The sequence below is a fragment of the Pseudomonas sp. P7548 genome (assembly GCF_013386585.1).
Lineage (GTDB): Bacteria > Pseudomonadota > Gammaproteobacteria > Pseudomonadales > Pseudomonadaceae > Aquipseudomonas.
Window position 1 is genome coordinate 35754 of sequence record NZ_JACARO010000005.1, and the last position, 18528, is coordinate 54281.

Consider the following 18528-nt stretch of genomic DNA (forward strand, 5'->3'; position numbering starts at 1 on the left):
ATGACCTAAACAACCTCTCAGAGAAGGGAGCTGCTCATGGATTTCGCCTATTCGCCCAAGGTTCAGGAACTGCGTGAACGCGTCACCGCGTTCATGGATGCTTACGTTTACCCGGCCGAGCCGGTGTTTGAACGCCAGGTCAGCGAAGGTGACCGCTGGCAGCCCACCGCAATCATGGAAGAGCTGAAAGCCAAGGCCAAAGCCGAAGGCCTGTGGAACCTGTTCCTGCCCGAATCCGAACTGGGCGCTGGCCTGACCAACCTTGAATACGCACCGCTGGCCGAGATCATGGGGCGTTCGCTGCTGGGCCCGGAGCCGTTCAACTGCTCCGCCCCCGACACCGGCAATATGGAAGTGCTGGTGCGCTACGCCAATGAAGAACAGAAACAACGCTGGCTGGAGCCACTGCTGCGCGGCGAGATTCGCTCGGCCTTCGCCATGACCGAGCCGGACGTGGCTTCCTCAGACGCCACCAACATGGCCGCCCGCGCCGAACGCCAGGGCGACGAGTGGGTGATCAACGGCAAAAAGTGGTGGACCTCCGGCGCCTGCGACCCGCGCTGCAAGATCCTGATCTTCATGGGCCTGAGCAACCCGGATGCGCCGCGCCACCAGCAGCACTCGATGATCCTGGTGCCGGTGGACACTCCTGGCGTGAAGATCGTGCGCCCGCTGCCGGTATTCGGTTACGACGACGCGCCCCACGGCCACGCCGAAGTGCTGTTCGACAATGTGCGCGTGCCTTACGAAAACGTGCTGCTGGGCGAAGGCCGGGGGTTTGAAATCGCCCAGGGCCGCCTTGGCCCGGGCCGCATCCACCACTGCATGCGCTCCATCGGCATGGCCGAGCGTGCGCTGGAACTAATGTGCAAACGCTCCGTCAGCCGTACCGCGTTCGGCAAGCCCTTGGCACGCCTGGGCGGCAATATCGACAAGATCGCCGACTCGCGCATGGAAATCGACATGGCCCGCCTGCTCACCCTGAAAGCGGCGTACATGATGGACACCGTGGGCAACAAAGTGGCGAAAAGCGAAATCGCCCAGATCAAGGTCGTGGCGCCGAACGTGGCCTTGAAGGTGATCGACCGTGCGATCCAGATCCATGGCGGCGCCGGGGTGTCCAACGACTTCCCGCTGGCCTATATGTACGCCATGCAACGCACCTTGCGCCTGGCCGACGGTCCGGACGAAGTGCACCGTGCGGCGATCGGCAAGTTCGAGATTGGCAAATATGTACCTAAAGAGCTGATGCGCAGCGGCCAGTAAGTTAGACCGAGCCGCCTGCATTCGCGAGCAAGCCCGCTCCCACAGTTGACCGCATTCCAATGTGGAAACACGGTCAGAATGTGGGAGCGGGCTTGCTCGCGAAGAGGCCAGTCTGAACAACCTATAAGCCCTGGGTTCAGTAAACCCACACCTCCACCCGCCGATTCTTGATCCGCCCCTCATCCGCCGTATTCGCCGCCACCGGCATCTGCGCGCCAAACCCCTGGATATCACGCAGCACCACACCGTTCTTCACCAGCTCACGGCGCACGGCCATCCCACGTAATTTCGACAGCAACGCCGCGCGCTGCGGGTCATTCTTGGCATCGCCAAACCCCACCAGCGTGACCTGCTTGTCGAGCTTGCCGTGGGTTTTCAGGTAGGCCACCACCCGCTGCAGGTCCTGGCGCGCCTTGTTGTCCAGGCTCGCGCTGCCTTCTTCGAAACGGAAATTCACGCTCAGGCGCTGGGCCTCACGGGCGATCGCCTGGTATTCCACCGGCATCGATGCGCGCGGTTCCACGCCCATGGCTTGTACCTGCTGCGCGATAAACCCATTGGCGGCCACGATCGCCTGGCCCTTGCTGCTCTGGGCGAAGTTCACCAGCGCCTTGGCCCACGGGTTATGGCTCGACGGTGGCAGGTAAAAGAACAAACGGCGCGACAGCGGGTAGTCTTCGGTGGCGATCAGGCTGTTGAGCGGCAGCATCGGTTGTGAATCACCGTCGACAATGGCCACCGCCTTGGCCTGGCGCACGTAGGGCAGGCCGATAAAACCGATGCCCTGAGGGTCCTGGCTGACCGCGTCGGACAACTGCTCGCTGGATTCAAAGCGTTTGGCCGACGGTGCAAGGGGTTTGCCACGCAGGCGCAAGACCAGGTCCTTGAAGGTGTCGTAGGTGCCGGACTGATCATCCCGCGCATACAGATGAATGGCCCCGCCGACGCCGCCGAGGGCTTCCCAGGTGCTGATTTCACCGTTGAAGATTTGCGCCAGTTGCTCGGTGTTCAGGGTGTTCAAGGGGTTTTGCGGGTTCAGAATGATCGCCAGGCCGTCGATCGCGATCACTTGCTCGGCCTCGGGGCTTTTCAGGTCGCCCAGGGGTTCAAGATCGACCAGTTCGCTGTCCTTGATCGGGCGGGACGAGGCCGCGAGGTCCGCCGCGGCTTTTTTCAGCGCGCTGAAACCAGTGCTGGAACCGTGGGCGGCCACCTCGATGGTCACCGTCTTGCCCGCGCGGGTCTTGCCGACTACCCGTTGTTCATTGGCGCCTTCGGCCGGTTCGCTGTGTACGCCTTGCAGGCCCTGATGCTCCATCAACCCCTTGACCAGGGCCGGCCCCAGCGCTGCGCCAATGGTATTGGAGCCCTGCACACGTAGCGCGGGGCCTTGATCGGGAACGGGAAGGGGGGCAGACACGGCAAACAGGGGATACAGCACCAGCAGGAACAGAACGCGCAGCCTCATGCCGGCACCTTCTCAAGCCAAAGGGAGTGCCGCGAGAATAAGTCAGGCAGGTTGCAAAGATATGACGGCTGCACTGGGGAACACATTGTGGGAGCGGGCTTGCTCGCGAATGCACTGGATCAGTCAATAAACCCTCAACTGACACACCGTTTTCGCGAGCAAACCCCCTCCCACATTTAAACCAAGGACAGCCAGAAATCAGCTCAGCTCAAGCCAGATCGGCGCATGGTCCGACGGTTTTTCCAGCCCGCGCAGTTCGTAGTCCACCCCCGCGTCCTTGACCCGCGACACCAGGCCGTTGGACGCCAGGATCACGTCAATGCGCAGCCCACGCTTGGGCTCGTCCTCGAAACCACGGCTGCGATAGTCGAACCAGCTGAAGCGGTCGGCCACTTCCGGGTTGAGGTGACGGAAGCTGTCCACCAGGCCCCAATTTTTCAGGCGGGCCATCCACTCGCGCTCTTCGGGCAGGAAGCTGCACTTGCCGGTCTTGAGCCACCGCTTGGCATTGTCGGCGCCGATGCCGATGTCGATGTCTTCGGGGGAGATGTTGATGTCGCCCATCACCACCAGTGCCTGCTCATTGCTGAACTGGCTTTCCAGCAATTGCTGCAGGTCTTCGTAGAAGCGCTGCTTGGCCGGGAACTTGGTGGGGTGGTCGCGGCTTTCACCCTGGGGGAAGTAGCCGTTCATGATGGTGATCGGGTGGCCGTTTTCATCGGCGAACGTGCCCCAGATAAACCGACGCTGGGCGTCTTCTTCATCGCTGGCAAAGCCTTTGTGCAGGCTCAATGCAGGCTGACGCGACAGCAACGCCACGCCGTAGTGGCCTTTCTGGCCGTGGTAATACACGTGATAGCCCAGCGCCTGTACTTCGGCCAGGGGGAACTGGTCGTCATGCACCTTGGTTTCCTGCAGGCCGATGACGTCCGGTTGGTGTTTTTCGATCAGCGCCGCCAGCTGATGAGGGCGGGCACGCAGCCCGTTGATATTGAAAGAGACGATTTTCATGGTCGGCAGTCCAGTCTGGCAAAAGGGCGATGCTAGCCGACAAGTCGGACGGGAGCCAGCGTGGCGGTAGGGCAGATGCGCTGCTAATGTCTGGGAACGACTCGTACCGCGCAGGTTCGTACCCATAAGAACGCCATCTTTTTCAGTGGCGCCCAGGGAGATTGACCGTATGCCTGAAATTTCGACTGCCGTTGCCGAAATCCGCTTGCTCAACAGCGATTATTCCCGTGAAGCGCGCTCCCTGCTGTATCAGGCCTACCGGCATGAACCGACCTTCGCTTATATCTTCGAAGCCGAGCGGCCCGGCTATGAACAACGGGTGCGTGCCACGGTGCGCGAGTTGGTCAAGCAACACTTTTTCCAGAAGCTGCCCGCCATTGGCCTGTTCGTCAATGATCGCCTGATCGGCATCGCCCTGATCGCGCCACCGCAACGACGCCTGGGCATCACCGAAAGCTGGGCCTGGCAGATTCGCATGTGGCTGAGCACCGGCGTGCGTGGCACGCGGCGTTACCTCGACTACCATCACGCGGTGCTGGCCTGCCTGCCCGGCGAGTCGGTGCATGTGCTGCCGTTGCTGGGCATTCACCCGCAATTCCAGGGCAAGCATTACGGCGAGCAGTTGTTGGAGGCGGTGCACAACTGGTGTGCCGAAGACCCGCATTCCTCAGGCGTGGTGCTTGATACCGGCAACTCGCGCTACCTGGAGTTCTACAAACGCCAGGGCTACCAGGAAATTGGAGAAGTGGCTGTAGGGCCGGTGCTTGAGCACGTGTTTTTTCATCCCAATCCCCAGTCGTTACATGCTGCAACGGCTTAGGACAGAATTATTCAGACAATTCCCAATTCAAAGAAACTCCCTAGCTCGTGTAGCATCCGTGCCTATGAAGTTTCCAGGAAGATATACCAGCGGCTTGATTCTGCTGTTCACAAGCTGCAGCGTTTTTGCGCAAAGCGAGTTGGACGTGCGCATCAAACCCTCAAACGACGCGTTGAAAGCCAACATCGAAGGCTACATCGGCGGGGTTGGCGATCGTGATGAAGAAGCCTTGCTGCGGTTCAGCCGTGGCGCAGAGGAGCAGGCGCGCAAGGCGGCCCAGGCCCTGGGCTTCTATCAGCCGCAGATCGAGAGTGACGTGAAGGGCGGCAAGAACCCGCGCCTGATCCTCACCATCGACCCCGGCGAACCGGTGCATTTGCGCAACGTGACCATTCGGGTCGATGGCCAGGCCGCGAACCTCAAGGGGTTTCGCGTGCCCGCCAGCGACGACCTCAAATCCGGCGCCGTGCTCAACCACGGCCACTATGAAGACGCCAAGCGTCTGATCCAGAACCAGGCCTCGCGCTACGGCTTTTTCAGCGGGCGCTTCACCAACCAGAAGTTATCCGTCGACCCCCAGGCGGGCGTGGCTGACATCGAACTCATTTACGACAGCGGCCCGCGCTACACCATGGGCAACGTCAGCTTTACCGGCGACACCCCTTTTGATGAGGACCTGCTGCAACGCATGGTGCCGTTCAAAAGCGGCACACCTTACGACTCTGAACTGATCGCCGAACTCAACCAGAACCTGCAAGGCAGTGGCTTTTTCGAAGGCGTGCGCGTGGACGCCGCGCCTGCTGCTGCGTCCAACGATGTGATCCCGGTGACCGTGCAACTGGAAACCCGCAAGCCGCGCACCATGGGCCTGGGCCTGGGGTTCTCGACTGACGTGGGCCCGCGCGGCAAGGCTAACTGGACGCGTCACTGGGTCAACCCCCAGGGCCACAGTTACGGCTGGGAGGCCGAGCTGTCGGCGCCGCGCCAGAACGTCGGCCTGTGGTACGACGTTCCCCTGGACCCGCCGCTCACCGACAAATTGCGTTTCGCCGGTGGCTACCAGAACGAAGAACTGGCGGGCACCGACACCTTGAGCAAACTGCTCACCGTCGGCCCCGAATGGCACAGCAAGTTGCCCAGTGGCTGGACCCGGGTGATCTCCCTCAAGTACCAGCGCGAAGAATATCGCCTGGGCAATGACTCGGGTCTCAGCAACCTGGTGATGCCCGGTGTCAGCTATTCCTACCTGCGCAGTGACAACCGCATCGACCCGCACAATGGCTATCGCCTTATGTTCGACACCAAGGTGGCCAAGGAAGGGCTGGGCTCCGACACCAACCTGCTTTACGGCACCGCCACCCTCAAGGGCTTGACCACCTTGTGGGACAACCATCGCTTCCTCGCCCGGGCACAGGTGGGCGGCAGCGCCACCAACGGCTACAAGTCGGTGCCGCCGTCGCTGCGTTTCTTTGCCGGTGGTGACCAGAGCGTGCGCGGCTACGAGTACCAGACGCTGTCCCCGGAGAACGATCGCGGTGACCGTATCGGCGGCCGCTACATGATGGCCCTGAGTGCCGAGTATCAATATTCCATCGCCGATAAATGGCGGATCGCCACGTTCATCGACCAGGGCAACTCCTTCAACACCCTGGAGATGCCCAGCCTGAAAACCGGCGTCGGCGTCGGCATACGCTGGGTTTCGCCCGTCGGCCCGATTCGCCTTGACCTGGCCCATGCCCTCGAAGATCCGGGCGGCATTCGTTTGCACTTTTCCATGGGGCCTGAGCTGTGATGCGTGGTTTGAAAATAGCGGGGCTGGCCGTGTTGGCGGTCCTGGCGTTGGTGCTGTTGGCGTTGTGGAGCGTGCTCGGTACCCAGGCAGGCAGTCGCTGGGCTCTGGGCCAGGTGCCGGGTTTGAGCGTGGAAAATTTCCAGGGCCGCCTGGGCGGCCAATGGCGTGCTGACCACCTGGTGTGGCAGCAGGACGGCAGTCGTGTGGAACTCACCACGCCGACGTTCGATTGGTCGCCCGCGTGCCTGTTGCGCATGACCCTGTGCATCAACACGCTCGACGTTGAGCAGGTCAGCCTGCAATTTCCGCCAGGCACCGAGGAGAGCAGTGGGCCGATTCAACTGCCTGAATTGAAACTGCCGGTTGCGATCCAGTTGGGCGACGTTCGCGTCGGTAGCCTGCTGTTTAACGGCAGCGAAGAACTCAAGGGCTTGCAACTGGTGGCGCACTGGACGGCCGCCGGCCTGCAGATCGACTCGGTGCACCTGCAACGTGACGGCCTGGTGCTGGACCTGGCCGGGCTGCTGCAACCCACCGGCAACTGGCCGCTCACTGCCAGCGGTAACCTGAGCCTGCCCTATGCACCGGGCGGCGCACCTTGGACAGTGGCCCTCAAGGTCGAGGGCGACCTACTCAAGACCCTCACGCTCGACGCCGACAGCAGCGGCTACTTGCCCGCCAAGCTCAGCGGCGAGCTGCAACCCCTGGTGGAAAATCTGCCCGCCCAGGTGCACATCACCGCCGATGGCTTCAAGGCCAGCGCGGACCTGCCCGACACCCTGCAACTCAATGGGCTGGACCTCACCGCCAAAGGCGACCTGAACAGCGGCTACCAACTGGTCGGCAAAGCCGTGCTGCCCGCCGAAAAAGGCCCGGTGGATCTGCTGCTGCAAGGCAAGGTCGACGCCAAGGGCGCGCAGATCGCCGGCCTGGACCTGACGGCCGGTGACAAGCAAAGCCTCAAGCTCTCGGCCCAGCTGGATTGGCAACAAGGTTTCAGCGCCGATGCCAAGATCGATTGGCTGGACTTCCCCTGGCACCGTCTCTACCCGTTGATCGACGAACCGCAGGTTGCATTGCGCACCTTCAATGGTGAGATCTCCTACAAGGATGGCAACTACCTGGGCAACCTCAAGGCCGATCTCGACGGCCCGGCGGGCAAATTCAATGTAGTCACACCGTTCAGTGGCGACCTCAAGCAAATCTTCCTGCCCGAGCTGAAACTCACCGCGGGCCAAGGCAAGGCCGAAGGTCACCTCAACGTGCAGTTCGCCGATGGTATCGCCTGGGACACCGCGCTGGACCTGTCGGCCCTCAACCCGGCGTACTGGGTCGCGGAATTGCCGGGCACCCTGGCCGGCCCGCTGCGCAGCAAAGGCGAGTTCAAGAACGAGCAACTCAAGCTGAACGCCGACCTCGACCTCAAGGGTCGCCTGCGCGGGCAAACGGCCGTGCTGGCCGCCAAGGCCGAAGGCGCGGGTGAGCAATGGACCCTGGCCAACCTGGATGTCCGCCTGGGTGACAACCGCATCAATGGCAGTGGCAGCCTGCAACAGCGCCTGGCCGGGCAGATCGATATCAAGCTGGCGCGCCTGGCCCAGTTGTGGCCGCAGTTGCGTGGGCAAATCAACGGCCGACTCGACGTGGCCGGCAGCCTGAAAGCCCCGCAAGGCAAGCTCGACCTCAAGGGCCAGCAGCTGGCGTTTGCCGACAACCGCCTGCAAACCCTCACGCTCGACGCCAGCCTCGACAACGCTCAGCGCGCCAAGCTCGACCTGAAGGGCAGCGGTATCCAGTCCGGTGACACGCAGGTCGGCACCCTTACCGCCAGCGCCCAAGGCGACATCAAGCGCCAAGAGGTCCAACTGGGCCTGACTGGACCGCTGGTCAAGCTGGCCCTGGCGCTGGACGGCAACCTCGACAAGGGCAACTGGCGCGGGCGCCTGGCTAGTGGCGATGTGCAAGCCGGTGGCCAGGACTGGAAGCTGCAAGCGCCGGCGAAGGTCGAACGCCTGGCCGACGGTAAGCTGACCTTCGCCGCGCATTGCTGGGTGTCCGGCCCGGCCAGCCTGTGCGGTGAAGACCAGCGCCTGATGCCGGAGCCCAAGCTGCGTTATCACCTCAAGCAGTTCCCCATCGACAGCCTCGCGGCGTTCTTGCCCAAGGACTTCGCCTGGCAGGGCAAGCTCAACGCCGACGTGCAGCTCGACTTGCCCAACAGCGGCCCCAAAGGTGTGGTGTCGGTGGACGCCAGCGGTGGCACCTTGCGAGTCAAAGACAAGGACCAGTGGCTGGATTTCCCGTATGACACGCTGAAGCTGGAAACCACCCTGAACCCCAAGCGCATCGACACCCAGTTGAATTTCCAGGGTGGCAAGCTCGGCGAGCTGCTGTTGCAGGCGCAGATCAACCCGTTGCCGAAGAACAAGCCGATCACCGGCACCTTCAACCTGACCGGCCTGGACCTGGCCGTGGCGCGGCCGTTTGTGCCAATGGTGGAAAAGCTCAACGGCAAGCTCAACGGCAGCGGGCGCATATCCGGAGGCCTGCTGGCACCGCAGGTCAACGGCAACGTGAACCTGATCGGCGGCGAGATCTCCGGGCCGGAACTGCCGGTCAGCCTCGAAGGCTTGAACGTGCAGGCGCTGATCGCCGGCGAAAGCGTGCAACTCAATGGCGGCTGGCGCAGTGGCAAGGCCGGGCAGGGCAACCTCAATGGTCATATTGGCTGGGGCCAGGCCCTGGTGGTCGACCTGGCGCTAAAAGGCTCGCAACTGCCGGTGACGGTAGAGCCTTACGCCGTATTGGAAGTCGCGCCGGACCTGAAGATCAGCCTCAAGGACGACAAGCTGGCCATCGCCGGCAAGGTGCAGATTCCGCGCGGTGACATCACCGTGCGCGAGTTGCCACCGTCGACGGTCAAGGTGTCGGATGACACGGTGATTGTCGGCAGCCAGACCGAGGAAGGCAAACCACCGATGGCCATGGCGATGGATATCGACGTCGCAGTGGGCGAAGACCAGCTCAACTTTTCAGGCTTCGGCCTCACCGCCAAGGTGCAGGGTCACGTGCATATCGGCGACAACATGGACACCCGTGGCGAGCTGTGGCTCAACGACGGTCGCTACCGCGCCTACGGCCAGAAGCTCGACGTGCGGCGTGCACGCCTGCTGTTTGCCGGGCCGCTGGACCAGCCGTACCTGGACATCGAAGCGATCCGCAAGACCGACGACGTGATTGCCGGTATCCGCCTCAGTGGCAGCGCCGAACAGCCCACCACGCAGATCTTCTCGGAACCGGCCATGAGCCAGGAACAGGCACTGTCCTACCTGGTGCTGGGGCGTCCGTTGAGTACCACCGGTGAGGACAACAACATGCTCGCCCAAGCCGCGTTGGGCCTGGGCCTGATGGGCAGCGCCGGGGTCACCTCGGATATCGCCAAGAACCTGGGCATCCAGGACTTCGAACTCGATACCCAGGGCAGCGGCACCACCACGGCGGTGGTCGCCAGCGGCAAGATCACCGAGAAGCTCAGCCTGCGTTACGGGGTGGGGGTGTTCGAGCCGGCCAACACCATCGCGCTGCGCTACCTGTTGAGCAAGAAGGTGTACCTGGAAGTGGCCAGTGGCGTGGCCAGTTCACTGGATATTTTCTACAAGCGCGATTTCTGACGCCGCCGCGTCACCAGCCAGCAGCTTGTCCAGGTACTGCGCCGGTGTGCTGCCCAGCAAGCTGCGGAACATATAGATGAACGCGCTGGCACTGCGATAACCCAGGTCCAGCGCGATTTCATTGATCGACACACCTTGTGCCAGCCGGCAGATCGCCTCATCGACCCGCACCTGCAAACGCCACTGGTGGAAGGTCACGCCGGTTTCCTCTTTCATGCGCCGCGCCAGCGTGCGGGCACTGGCACCGATGCGTTCACCCCAGGCTTCCAGGGTGTCGTTGTTGTCCGGGCTCTGCAATATGGCATCGCACACCCGGCGCAAGCGACGGTCCATGGGCATCGGCAGGTTGTGCGCCTGGGGCTTGGCGCGCGCCAGCAGCTGCACGAGCAGGGCGGAGGCCAACGCCCGTGGCTGTTCGTCGGCCATGGCGCCATCGAACAGCATCAGGATCAATTCGCGCATCAACGGTGTGACTGTCAGCACGCAGCAATCTTCCCAGTGCCAGGGCACGGCGCTGGGGTCGAGGTACACTGAGCGCATGGAAATTTCACCGACCATGCGCACTTCATGGGTGATGCCCGGCGGAATCCACAAGGCGCGCATCGGTGCCAGTGTCCAGGCGCCGGTCTCGGTGGACACGCGCATCAACCCCTGGGGTGAATACATCAACTGGATCCGCTGGTGGGAGTGGGGCTGCTGCCGGGCACCCGACGCGTACTCGAACGCGCGCACCACCAGCGCGGGGTCGTCGTCAGCAAATTCCTTGTAGCTGTTGGCCGCTTTTTGGGGGAGATGATCGTGGCCGGCAGAAAAGCGCCAATTCTGTCCTTTCATCGATATTTGTTGTCCTGAAGCCAAGTAAATGGACTGGCAAAATTAATGCAAATTAATCGCATTTACAACCTGTCAGGTCCCTTGAACGCCATGAGCAGAAGCCTCGTTGAACGCTTGTCCTACGCGCCGCTGTGCCAGTTCCGCTTCAACCGATTGATCCTCAAGCATGTTCTGCTCGCACCTCTGGCTCTGGGGGTAGCGACGGTGCATGCACAATCGGCGCCGATGATCCTGCCCCAGACCCAGATCGTGGCCGATCCGGTCCAGGACACAGCGAGCACCGAAGGCAGCGACAGCTACAAGCCGGCACTGGTAACCGTCGGCAAAGTGGCCGCGCAGCCCAAGGACATCCCGGCCTCGGTGACCACCATCACCCGCCAGCGCATGGACGACCAGCACATGACGTCCGTGGACGAGGCCCTGCGCAATACCCCGGGGATCACCGCCGTGACTTACGGCGACGGCACCAGTTATTTCCAGTCGCGGGGTTACCCGGCCGAGGTGCAGTTTGACGGACTGCCGGCCAACAATGGCCTGCAATACCTGCCGCAATTCGACCTGGCGCTGTACGACCGCGTCGAAGTGCTGCGCGGCCCCGCCGGCTTGCTGCAAGGGTTCGGCAACCCGGGCGGCACGGTCAACCTGGTGCGCAAGCGCCCGCAGGATGAATTTGCCTTGACCGGCTCGGTATCTGCCGGCTCCTGGGACCGTTACCGCACGGCCTGGGATGTCACCGGCCCGTTGAACGACAGCGGCACCGTCAAGGGCCGCTTCGGGTTCGCCGGCGAAGATGAAAACGCCTTCGTCGACAAGACCGGCTCGGACCAGGGCCTGCTCTACGGTTCCCTGGCCTTCGACCTCGACCCGGACACCCAACTGACGGTCGGCGCCGCCCACCAGAAAATCAGGCTCGACGGCTTTGACTATGGTCTCTCGACCTACACCAACGGCAGCTTCGTCAATGCCAAGCGCTCGGGGTTCTACGGCACCGACTGGAGCCATGCCGACACCGACATGACCGAGCTTTACGCCGACCTGGTGCATCAGTTCGGCAACGGTTGGCAGAACCGCACGGCGATCAACTACCGCACCTCCGACGTCGCCTCCAAGTACGGCTATGTGGACGGCCCGGTCAACCTCGACAACACTGCCGATTACTGGCTGCAGCGCCAGCATGACCGTTACCGCTGGCTGGGAGTCGACTCCTACGTCAGTGGCCCGTTCGAGCTGTTTGGGCGAACCCACGAGCTGATGGTCGGCATCAACTATGCCAGCACCCACCAGCGCAGCGTGTCCGGAGGCACCAGTGGCGGGGTGGTGGATGTGTTCAACATCAACCAGCCGAACGTGGATATTCCCTACACCTTCGGCACCACCTCGGACACCTCCCAGGTCGGTGTCTACGGCCAGGTCACCTTCAAGCCTACCGACGATCTTTCGCTGATCATCGGCGGGCGCCAGAACCACTACGAGAGCTCGCGCCAAACCCGGCTGCCCAGCGTGCAACCCACCGTGGACGACCCGACCCAGAATAAATTCACCCCGTATGCCGGCATCGTCCAGAACCTGGGGTATGGCCTGTCCGCCTACGCCAGCTATTCGGATATCTTTACCCCGTCCCAGGCCTTCCAGAGCACCTTCAACGGCAGCGTGCTCAAGCCGCGCACCGGCAAGCAGGCCGAGGTCGGCCTCAAGGGTGACTGGTTGGACGGCCGCCTGGGGGCATCCGTGGCGGTGTTCCAGATCGACGACAAGAACCGTCCGATTGCCGACGACGCCCACCCGACGTACTGGGTCGCACAGGGCCAGGCCCGCACCCGGGGTGTCGAGACCGAGCTGACCGGCAAGCTCCTGCCGAACTGGGACGTGCAGGCCGGCTACACCTACCTGCAAAGTGAACTGCGTGGCCAGGCTGCCGTCGCTGGCACGGCCCAGGACGCCGAGGAACCCAAGCACCTGCTCAAACTGTGGAACACCTATCGCTTCCAGGCCGAGCCACTGAACAACTGGCGTGTCGGCGGCGGGGTGCGCGCGCAAAGCCGCACCACGCGCAACAACACCAGTTACCAGGGTGGCTACGCGGTGATCGACGGCCTGATCGGCTATCAAATCAACCCGCACTACGACCTGGCGCTGAACGTCAACAACCTGCTCGACCGCACCTACTACGCCCGCGTGCCCTCCAGCTACTACGGCCTGTACGGTGACCCACGCAATGCCACCCTGACGCTGAACGTGAAATTCTGACCGCTTATGCCTTCACTCAAACCTGCTGCCGGGTTGCCCGGCACTCCGTTCGCCCTGTTGCTGTCACTGCTGCAGGGCGCCCGCGGGCTGTTGCTCCTGGCCACATTGGCCAGCCTGGTCGGTGGCCTTGGCGCCACCGCCATGGTCGCGCTGATCAACCAGGCCCTGGGCGCCGGGGATGACCAGCTCAGTCACCTCGGCCTGCAATTTGCCGGGGTGGTGGGCGGTGTGCTGCTGTTGCGTCTGCTCTCCCAGGCGCTGTTCATGTACCTGGGCCAGCGCGCCAAGGCGCAGGTGCGCTTGCGTGCCATCGGGCACATGGCGCAGGCGTCCTACGCGCATCTTGAGCGCTACGGGTCGGCCCGGCCCCTGGCGATCCTGACCGGTGACCTGGACACCCTGGTGGTGTTTTTCCTCAACCTGCCGACGCTGCTGACCCAAGGCACCGTGATCCTCGGCTGCCTGGCGTACCTGGGCTGGCTGTCGTGGCAGTTGCTGGTGTTCGCGCTGTTGGCGGTGGCCCTGGGGGCGCTGGGTTTCCTATTGGTCAATGGCCGCGCCCTCGACCTGCTGCGGCGCTCGCGCCAGCGAGAGGACGACTTGATCCAGCAGTTCCGTGCCTTGTTCGACGGTGCCAAGGAACTCAAGCTGCACCGGCGACGGCGACAAGTCTTTGTCGAGGAAACCCTCGCGCGCCCGATCGAGTCGGTGCGCCGCCAGCGAACCCTCGGCTATGTGCTGTTCAGCGCCGCATCCAGCTGGGGCAGCCTAGTGCTGTTCGGGTTTATCGGGCTGACCCTGTTCGTGCTGGCCCGAGTGTTTGCCGTCGACGGGCATGTGGTTTCCGGTTATGCGATCACCTTCCTTTACATCATCCTGCCCATTGAAAGTCTGCTGGGAGCGATCCCGGTGATCGGCTCGGCGCGTGTCGCGCTGGAACGCATCGCCCGGCTCGACAGCGACCTGCCGCTGGAACCGATCGGCACGGCCGAGCCTGATCAGGGGTTTGAGCGCATTGAATTGCGGGGCATGACCCACCAGTACTTTCGTGAAAAGGAAAACAGCCTGTTCCAGCTCGGTCCGGTTGACCTGGTGTTCACCCCCGGCGAAATCACCTACCTGATCGGCGGCAACGGCAGTGGCAAGACCACCCTGGCCAAATTGCTGGTGGGGTTGTACGAAAGCGAGGCGGGTACGCTGCTGCTGGATGGTTCGCCCGTCGATGCCAGGGGCCGCGATGCCTACCGCCAGTGCTTCTCCACGGTGTTCAGTGATTTCTACCTGTTCGACAGCCTGCTCGGCGTGCTGGCGCCGCACCTTGAATCGCAGGCGCGCCTGCTCTTGCGCGAGCTGCAACTGGAGCACAAGGTCAGCATCGAAGACGGTGGCTTCACCACCCTCGACCTGTCCCAGGGCCAGCGCAAGCGCCTGGCGTTGTTGGTGGCCTTGCTGGAAGACCGGCCCTTCTACGTGTTCGACGAGTGGGCGGCCGACCAGGATCCGGAATTCAAGGAAGTGTTTTATCAACGCCTGCTACCCGACCTCAAGGCGCGCGGCAAGGCGGTGCTGGTGATCACCCACGATGACCGCTATTTCAACTTGGCCGACCGCCATATCAAGCTGGACATGGGCAAGATCGTTGCGCACAGCCACAGGAGCGATTCGATTGATGAGCCGGTTTGAACCGCCGCTGGCCCAGGCCGAGGTCCTGTTTCGCCTGGAGGGTGTCAGCGTGCGCATGGGCGCGCGAACCTTGCTGCACCCCCTCGATTTGCAGTTGCACAGCGGGCGAGTATACGGCCTGGTCGGGCACAACGGCTCGGGCAAGTCGACCTTGCTCAAGCTGCTGGCGCGCCAGTCGATCCCCTCGGCGGGTAGGCTGACGCTGGCTGGCCAGCCATTGCCGCAGTGGTCTTCACGGGCCTTTGCACGGCAGATCGCCTACCTGGCGCAACAACCGCCAGAGGTCGACGGCATGCGGGTGCGTGAGCTGGTGGCGCTGGGACGTCACCCCTGGCACGGCGCGCTCGGTCGCTTCAGTGCCCAGGATCGCCAGTGGGTGGAGGAGGCGATGTGCGCCACGGAGGTCGCGCAGTACGCCGAGCGTGCCGTGGACAGTCTGTCGGGTGGCGAGCGCCAGCGTGTCTGGATCGCCATGCTGGTGGCGCAGAACTGCCGCTGCATGCTGCTCGACGAACCCACCTCGGCGCTGGACATCGGCCACCAGGTCGCCGTCCTGCAACAGGTGCGCAACCTGTGCACCCAGCGTGGCATGGGCGCGGTGATCATGCTGCACGACATCAACATGGCGGCGCGCTTCTGCGATGAAGTCATTGCCCTGGGCGAGGGTCGGTTGCTGATGCAGGTGCCGGCCGCCGAAGTGTTGCAGGATGATCATTTGCAACGGATCTATGGCACGCCGATGGGGGTGTTGCGCGACCCCGTGAGTGGCCGCCTGGTCAGTTTCCCACGATGAACCGTCGTCAACTGCTGCAAGCCTTGGTGTGCGCCGGACCTGCCGTGTGGCTGGCCTGTGCGTCGGCGGCCGATGGGCCGAGGCGAATCGTCTCGCTCAGCTGGGAGCTGACCGAAACCCTGCTGGCCCTGGGCCACACACCGATTGCCATGGCGCTGCCCGACTGGTACCGGCGCACGATTGTTGAACCGCCGCTGGCCCAAGGGGTGGTCAATGTCGGCCTGCTGTACCAGCCCAACTTCGATGTGCTGCGCGACCTGAAGCCAGACCTGTTGATCCTCACGCCGGGGCATTCCAACTTGAAACCGGCCCTGGAGCGCCTGTGCCCCACGCTGACCCTGGGCGGCTATATGGACAGCCCGCAACCCTACCCGGCATTGCTCGGCGACACCCGCACCCTGGCCCGTGCGTTGGGTGAGTCGGCCCGCGCCGAAGCGTTGATCGACGAGGCCCGGCGCCGTTTCGAGGTGCCCCTCGCGCCACGGCTGACGGCGCTGCCGACGATCGTGGCCGACGCCGTCGATGGGCATTTTCTGCGGGTGTACGGCCAGGGCAGCCTGTTCGATGCGGTGATGCAGTCGCTCGGCGTGAGCAATGGTGCGCAGGCTGCCGGTTGGTCGAGCAACCGCGCGGGCAATGCCCTGGTGCCGTTGCAACGCCTGGCGTCGGCACCGCTGGCCAACCTGTTGCTGGTGGGGCCGGTGACCGCTGATGTGCGTGCGGCCTTGCAGGCCAGCCCGGTCTGGCAGGCGTTGCCCTGTGTGCGCCAGCACCGTGTAGCGGAACTGCCGGTGATCGCGCCCTACGGTGGGCTGGTGTCGTTGCAACGCTTTGCCCGTGCGTTGCACGTGGCCTTGGCACAGATCGAGAACCCGGAGGCCGACCATGGTTAACGCCTTACGCCAGGCGATCCCGCGTGGATGCCTGGGGTTGCTGTTGGTCTTGCTTTCGGTGGCGAGCGCGTTGGCCTTGATCCAGGTGCAGGACCTGCTGGGCAGCAGTGGCGGGTGGCAGGCCTGGTTTGCCCCGGACCCTGACGTGCTGCCCCAGGTGCTGCTGCATGCCTCACTGCTGCCACGGGTGGCGATGGCGCTGTTGTGCGGGGCCGCGCTGGGGCTGGCGGGCGCGCTGGTGCAACAGGTGCTCCGCAACCCGTTGGCAGAGCCCATGACGCTGGGGATTTTCCCGGGGGCCTACCTGGCGCTGTCGCTGTCTGCGTTGTATTGGCCGGGCGAGGTGGCCCTGAGTCGCGAGGCCGTCGCCTTGGCCGGTGGCGCCGCGGCCGTGCTGGTGGTGTTGCTGCTGGCGTGGCCGCAGCGGTTATCGCCTGTGGCGGTGATTCTGTCGGGCATGGTGGTCAACCTCTATTGCGGGGCGATCAGCCTGGCGATTGCCCTGGGCAACTTCGATTTACTGCGCGGTTTGCAGATCTGGGGCGGTGGTGCGCTGGAGCAGTCCGGCTGGACGCCCAGTGCCCACCTCGCCCTGGGCATGTTGGGGTGTAGCGTCGTCGTGTGGTTCAGCCGGCGCCCCTTGGCCCTGCTCGACAGCGGCGAAAGCACGGCCCGCAGCCTGGGCGCGAAGGTCGGCACGACACGCCTGCTGGCGGTGTTGCTGGCCGTGGTGCTGACGGCCCTGGTGGTGGCCCAGGTAGGGGTGATCGGCTTTGTCGGGTTGGCGGCGCCAGCGCTGGCCCGGCTGTTGGGCGCGCGCACGCTGTACCAGCGCCTGGTGTGGGCGGCGTGCATTGGCGCGGGCCTGTTGTGGGCCACTGACCAGATTGTGTTGCAGGTGTCGAGTGCCAGCCCGTTTGCGGCCCACTTGATTCCTACGGGCACGGTCACGTCGTTGTTGGGCGTGCCGTTGCTGGTGTTCCTGCTGCCGCGTTTGCGCCAGGGGCTGTCGAGTGGCTGGCGCTTGAGCACGCACGGCGAGGCGCGATTTGCTCTCGGGCGCACGCTGGGGTTGCTGCTGCTCAGCCTATTCCTGTCGTTGGCAGTGTCGCGCAGCCTGCACGGCTGGCAGGTCGCCAGCCTGTCACAACTCAGCGCGCTGCTGTTCTGGCAGGTGCCTCACACCGTCGCTGCCGCGGCGGCGGGAGGTTTACTGGCATTGGCCGGGACCTTGCTGCAACGGCTCACGGCCAACCCCATGGCCAGCCCGGACCTGCTGGGGGTGAGTTCCGGCGGTGCGCTGGGGGTGATTGCGGTGGTGTTGCTGGTGGCACAGCCTTCGGCTGCGGTGCTGTTCGTTGCCTGCCTGGCCGGCGCGTTGACGGCGCTGGGCGCGCTGCTCTGGTTTGGCCGGGGAGCGTTCACCGCGCAGCGCCTGTTGCTGGTGGGGGTGTCGGTGAGTGCCTGGGCCCAGGCGATGGTCAGCGCCAGCCTGGCCAGTGGTGACCCGCGCGCCGGGTTGATGCTGCAGATGATGATGGGCTCGCTGTATTACTTGCCGGCGTCGATGGCCTGGGCCAGTGCGGCGGTGTTTGCCTTCGGGCTGTGCCTGGTGCCGCTGTTCAGCCGCTGGCTGCTGGCGTTTTCGCTGGGGGAGGGCACGGCGGCCAGTGTCGGCGTGCCGGTCAGCCGAGCACGCTTGTTGATCCTGTTGTTCGCTGGCGTCTTGACCACCACGGCGACCCTGCTGGTGGGCCCGTTGTCGTTCGTCGGTCTGCTGGCCCCCCCTATCGCCCGCCTGGCCGGCGCCCGTCGCCCGATGCAGCAACTGTGGCTGTCGGCGTTGTTTGGCGCCACGCTGATGGTGCTGGCCGAATGGCTGGGCCGGCAGTTGGTGTTCCCCGAGCAAATGCCCGCAGGGCTGGTCGCCACCCTGTTGGGCGGGCCGTGGCTGGTGCTGTTGATGGTGCGTCGCGGCGCACGCTGATTGCGCCGTGAGCCACCGCTTATCGGTCAATTAGCAAGCAAGCTAATTATTCCATTTGACATT

At 63.8% G+C, this 18528-nt stretch carries 12 protein-coding genes; 9 read left to right on the top strand and 3 right to left on the bottom strand.

The window, feature by feature from the left end; all coding sequences use genetic code 11:
• Positions 1-36 precede the first annotated feature (36 nt).
• Positions 37-1266 (top strand): acyl-CoA dehydrogenase, encoded by a 1230-nt coding sequence (locus tag HX803_RS02970; RefSeq protein ID WP_028616890.1) that lies wholly within the window; start codon positions 37-39, stop codon positions 1264-1266.
• 136 nt (positions 1267-1402) lie between these two features.
• Here HX803_RS02970 and HX803_RS02975 read toward each other — a convergent pair whose 3' ends face one another.
• Together HX803_RS02975 and xthA are read right to left on the bottom strand one after the other, a co-directional pair.
• Positions 1403-2734, bottom strand: a complete 1332-nt coding sequence (locus HX803_RS02975) for a substrate-binding domain-containing protein (protein WP_178918870.1) — start codon at positions 2732-2734, stop codon at positions 1403-1405.
• A gap of 198 nt (positions 2735-2932) precedes the next feature.
• Entirely contained in the window at positions 2933-3745 is an 813-nt protein-coding gene (xthA, locus tag HX803_RS02980) for an exodeoxyribonuclease III (RefSeq protein WP_178918872.1), read from the bottom strand.
• Positions 3746-3914: 169 nt separating this feature from the next.
• On the opposite strand from xthA, the gene HX803_RS02985 reads away from it, so the two are divergent.
• The 3 genes from HX803_RS02985 to HX803_RS02995 all read left to right on the top strand — a co-directional run bounded on the left by HX803_RS02985 (position 3915) and on the right by HX803_RS02995 (position 10028).
• Positions 3915-4565, top strand: a complete 651-nt coding sequence (locus HX803_RS02985; protein WP_178918875.1) for an N-acetyltransferase — start codon at positions 3915-3917, stop codon at positions 4563-4565.
• Positions 4566-4629: 64 nt separating this feature from the next.
• Positions 4630-6357 carry an autotransporter assembly complex family protein gene (locus HX803_RS02990; RefSeq protein ID WP_178918877.1) on the top strand — a complete coding sequence of 576 codons (1728 nt, stop codon included), beginning with the start codon at positions 4630-4632 and terminating at the stop codon, positions 6355-6357.
• Positions 6357-10028 (top strand): translocation/assembly module TamB domain-containing protein, encoded by a 3672-nt coding sequence (locus tag HX803_RS02995; protein WP_178918879.1) that lies wholly within the window; start codon positions 6357-6359, stop codon positions 10026-10028. Before HX803_RS02990 ends, HX803_RS02995 begins: the two co-directional genes overlap by 1 nt.
• Here the strand turns inward: HX803_RS02995 and HX803_RS03000 are convergent.
• Positions 9996-10862: a helix-turn-helix domain-containing protein gene (locus HX803_RS03000; protein ID WP_178918881.1), complete on the bottom strand. Its 867-nt coding sequence runs from the start codon at positions 10860-10862 to the stop codon at positions 9996-9998. The two genes, HX803_RS02995 and HX803_RS03000, sit on opposite strands and share 33 nt — an antisense overlap.
• Before the next feature lie 90 nt (positions 10863-10952).
• Between HX803_RS03000 and HX803_RS03005 the strand changes: the two genes are divergently transcribed.
• From HX803_RS03005 to fhuB, 5 genes are read left to right on the top strand one after another with little or no spacing between them, the layout of a single operon-like run.
• Positions 10953-13109 carry a TonB-dependent siderophore receptor gene (locus HX803_RS03005; protein WP_178918883.1) on the top strand — a complete coding sequence of 719 codons (2157 nt, stop codon included), beginning with the start codon at positions 10953-10955 and terminating at the stop codon, positions 13107-13109.
• A gap of 6 nt (positions 13110-13115) precedes the next feature.
• On the top strand, positions 13116-14792 hold the full coding sequence (locus HX803_RS03010; protein WP_178918885.1) for a cyclic peptide export ABC transporter: 1677 nt from the start codon (positions 13116-13118) through the stop codon (positions 14790-14792).
• Positions 14793-14817: 25 nt separating this feature from the next.
• Entirely contained in the window at positions 14818-15585 is a 768-nt protein-coding gene (locus tag HX803_RS03015; RefSeq protein ID WP_256732801.1) for an ATP-binding cassette domain-containing protein, read from the top strand.
• Complete coding sequence (locus tag HX803_RS03020) at positions 15582-16478, top strand: ABC transporter substrate-binding protein (RefSeq protein WP_178918889.1); 897 nt, start codon at positions 15582-15584, stop codon at positions 16476-16478. The genes HX803_RS03015 and HX803_RS03020 overlap by 4 nt, the downstream gene beginning before the upstream one ends.
• Positions 16471-18465: a Fe(3+)-hydroxamate ABC transporter permease FhuB gene (fhuB, locus tag HX803_RS03025; protein WP_178918890.1), complete on the top strand. Its 1995-nt coding sequence runs from the start codon at positions 16471-16473 to the stop codon at positions 18463-18465. The genes HX803_RS03020 and fhuB overlap by 8 nt, the downstream gene beginning before the upstream one ends.
• Positions 18466-18528: the final 63 nt, after the last annotated feature.

Coding starts and splice junctions, on each gene's coding strand:
- HX803_RS02970 (WP_028616890.1), top strand. CDS start 37: ATGGATTTCGCCTATTCGCCCAAGGTTCAGGAACTGCGTGAACGCGTC.
- HX803_RS02975 (WP_178918870.1), bottom strand. CDS start 2,734: ATGAGGCTGCGCGTTCTGTTCCTGCTGGTGCTGTATCCCCTGTTTGCC.
- xthA (WP_178918872.1), bottom strand. CDS start 3,745: ATGAAAATCGTCTCTTTCAATATCAACGGGCTGCGTGCCCGCCCTCAT.
- HX803_RS02985 (WP_178918875.1), top strand. CDS start 3,915: ATGCCTGAAATTTCGACTGCCGTTGCCGAAATCCGCTTGCTCAACAGC.
- HX803_RS02990 (WP_178918877.1), top strand. CDS start 4,630: ATGAAGTTTCCAGGAAGATATACCAGCGGCTTGATTCTGCTGTTCACA.
- HX803_RS02995 (WP_178918879.1), top strand. CDS start 6,357: ATGCGTGGTTTGAAAATAGCGGGGCTGGCCGTGTTGGCGGTCCTGGCG.
- HX803_RS03000 (WP_178918881.1), bottom strand. CDS start 10,862: ATGAAAGGACAGAATTGGCGCTTTTCTGCCGGCCACGATCATCTCCCC.
- HX803_RS03005 (WP_178918883.1), top strand. CDS start 10,953: ATGAGCAGAAGCCTCGTTGAACGCTTGTCCTACGCGCCGCTGTGCCAG.
- HX803_RS03010 (WP_178918885.1), top strand. CDS start 13,116: ATGCCTTCACTCAAACCTGCTGCCGGGTTGCCCGGCACTCCGTTCGCC.
- HX803_RS03020 (WP_178918889.1), top strand. CDS start 15,582: ATGAACCGTCGTCAACTGCTGCAAGCCTTGGTGTGCGCCGGACCTGCC.
- fhuB (WP_178918890.1), top strand. CDS start 16,471: ATGGTTAACGCCTTACGCCAGGCGATCCCGCGTGGATGCCTGGGGTTG.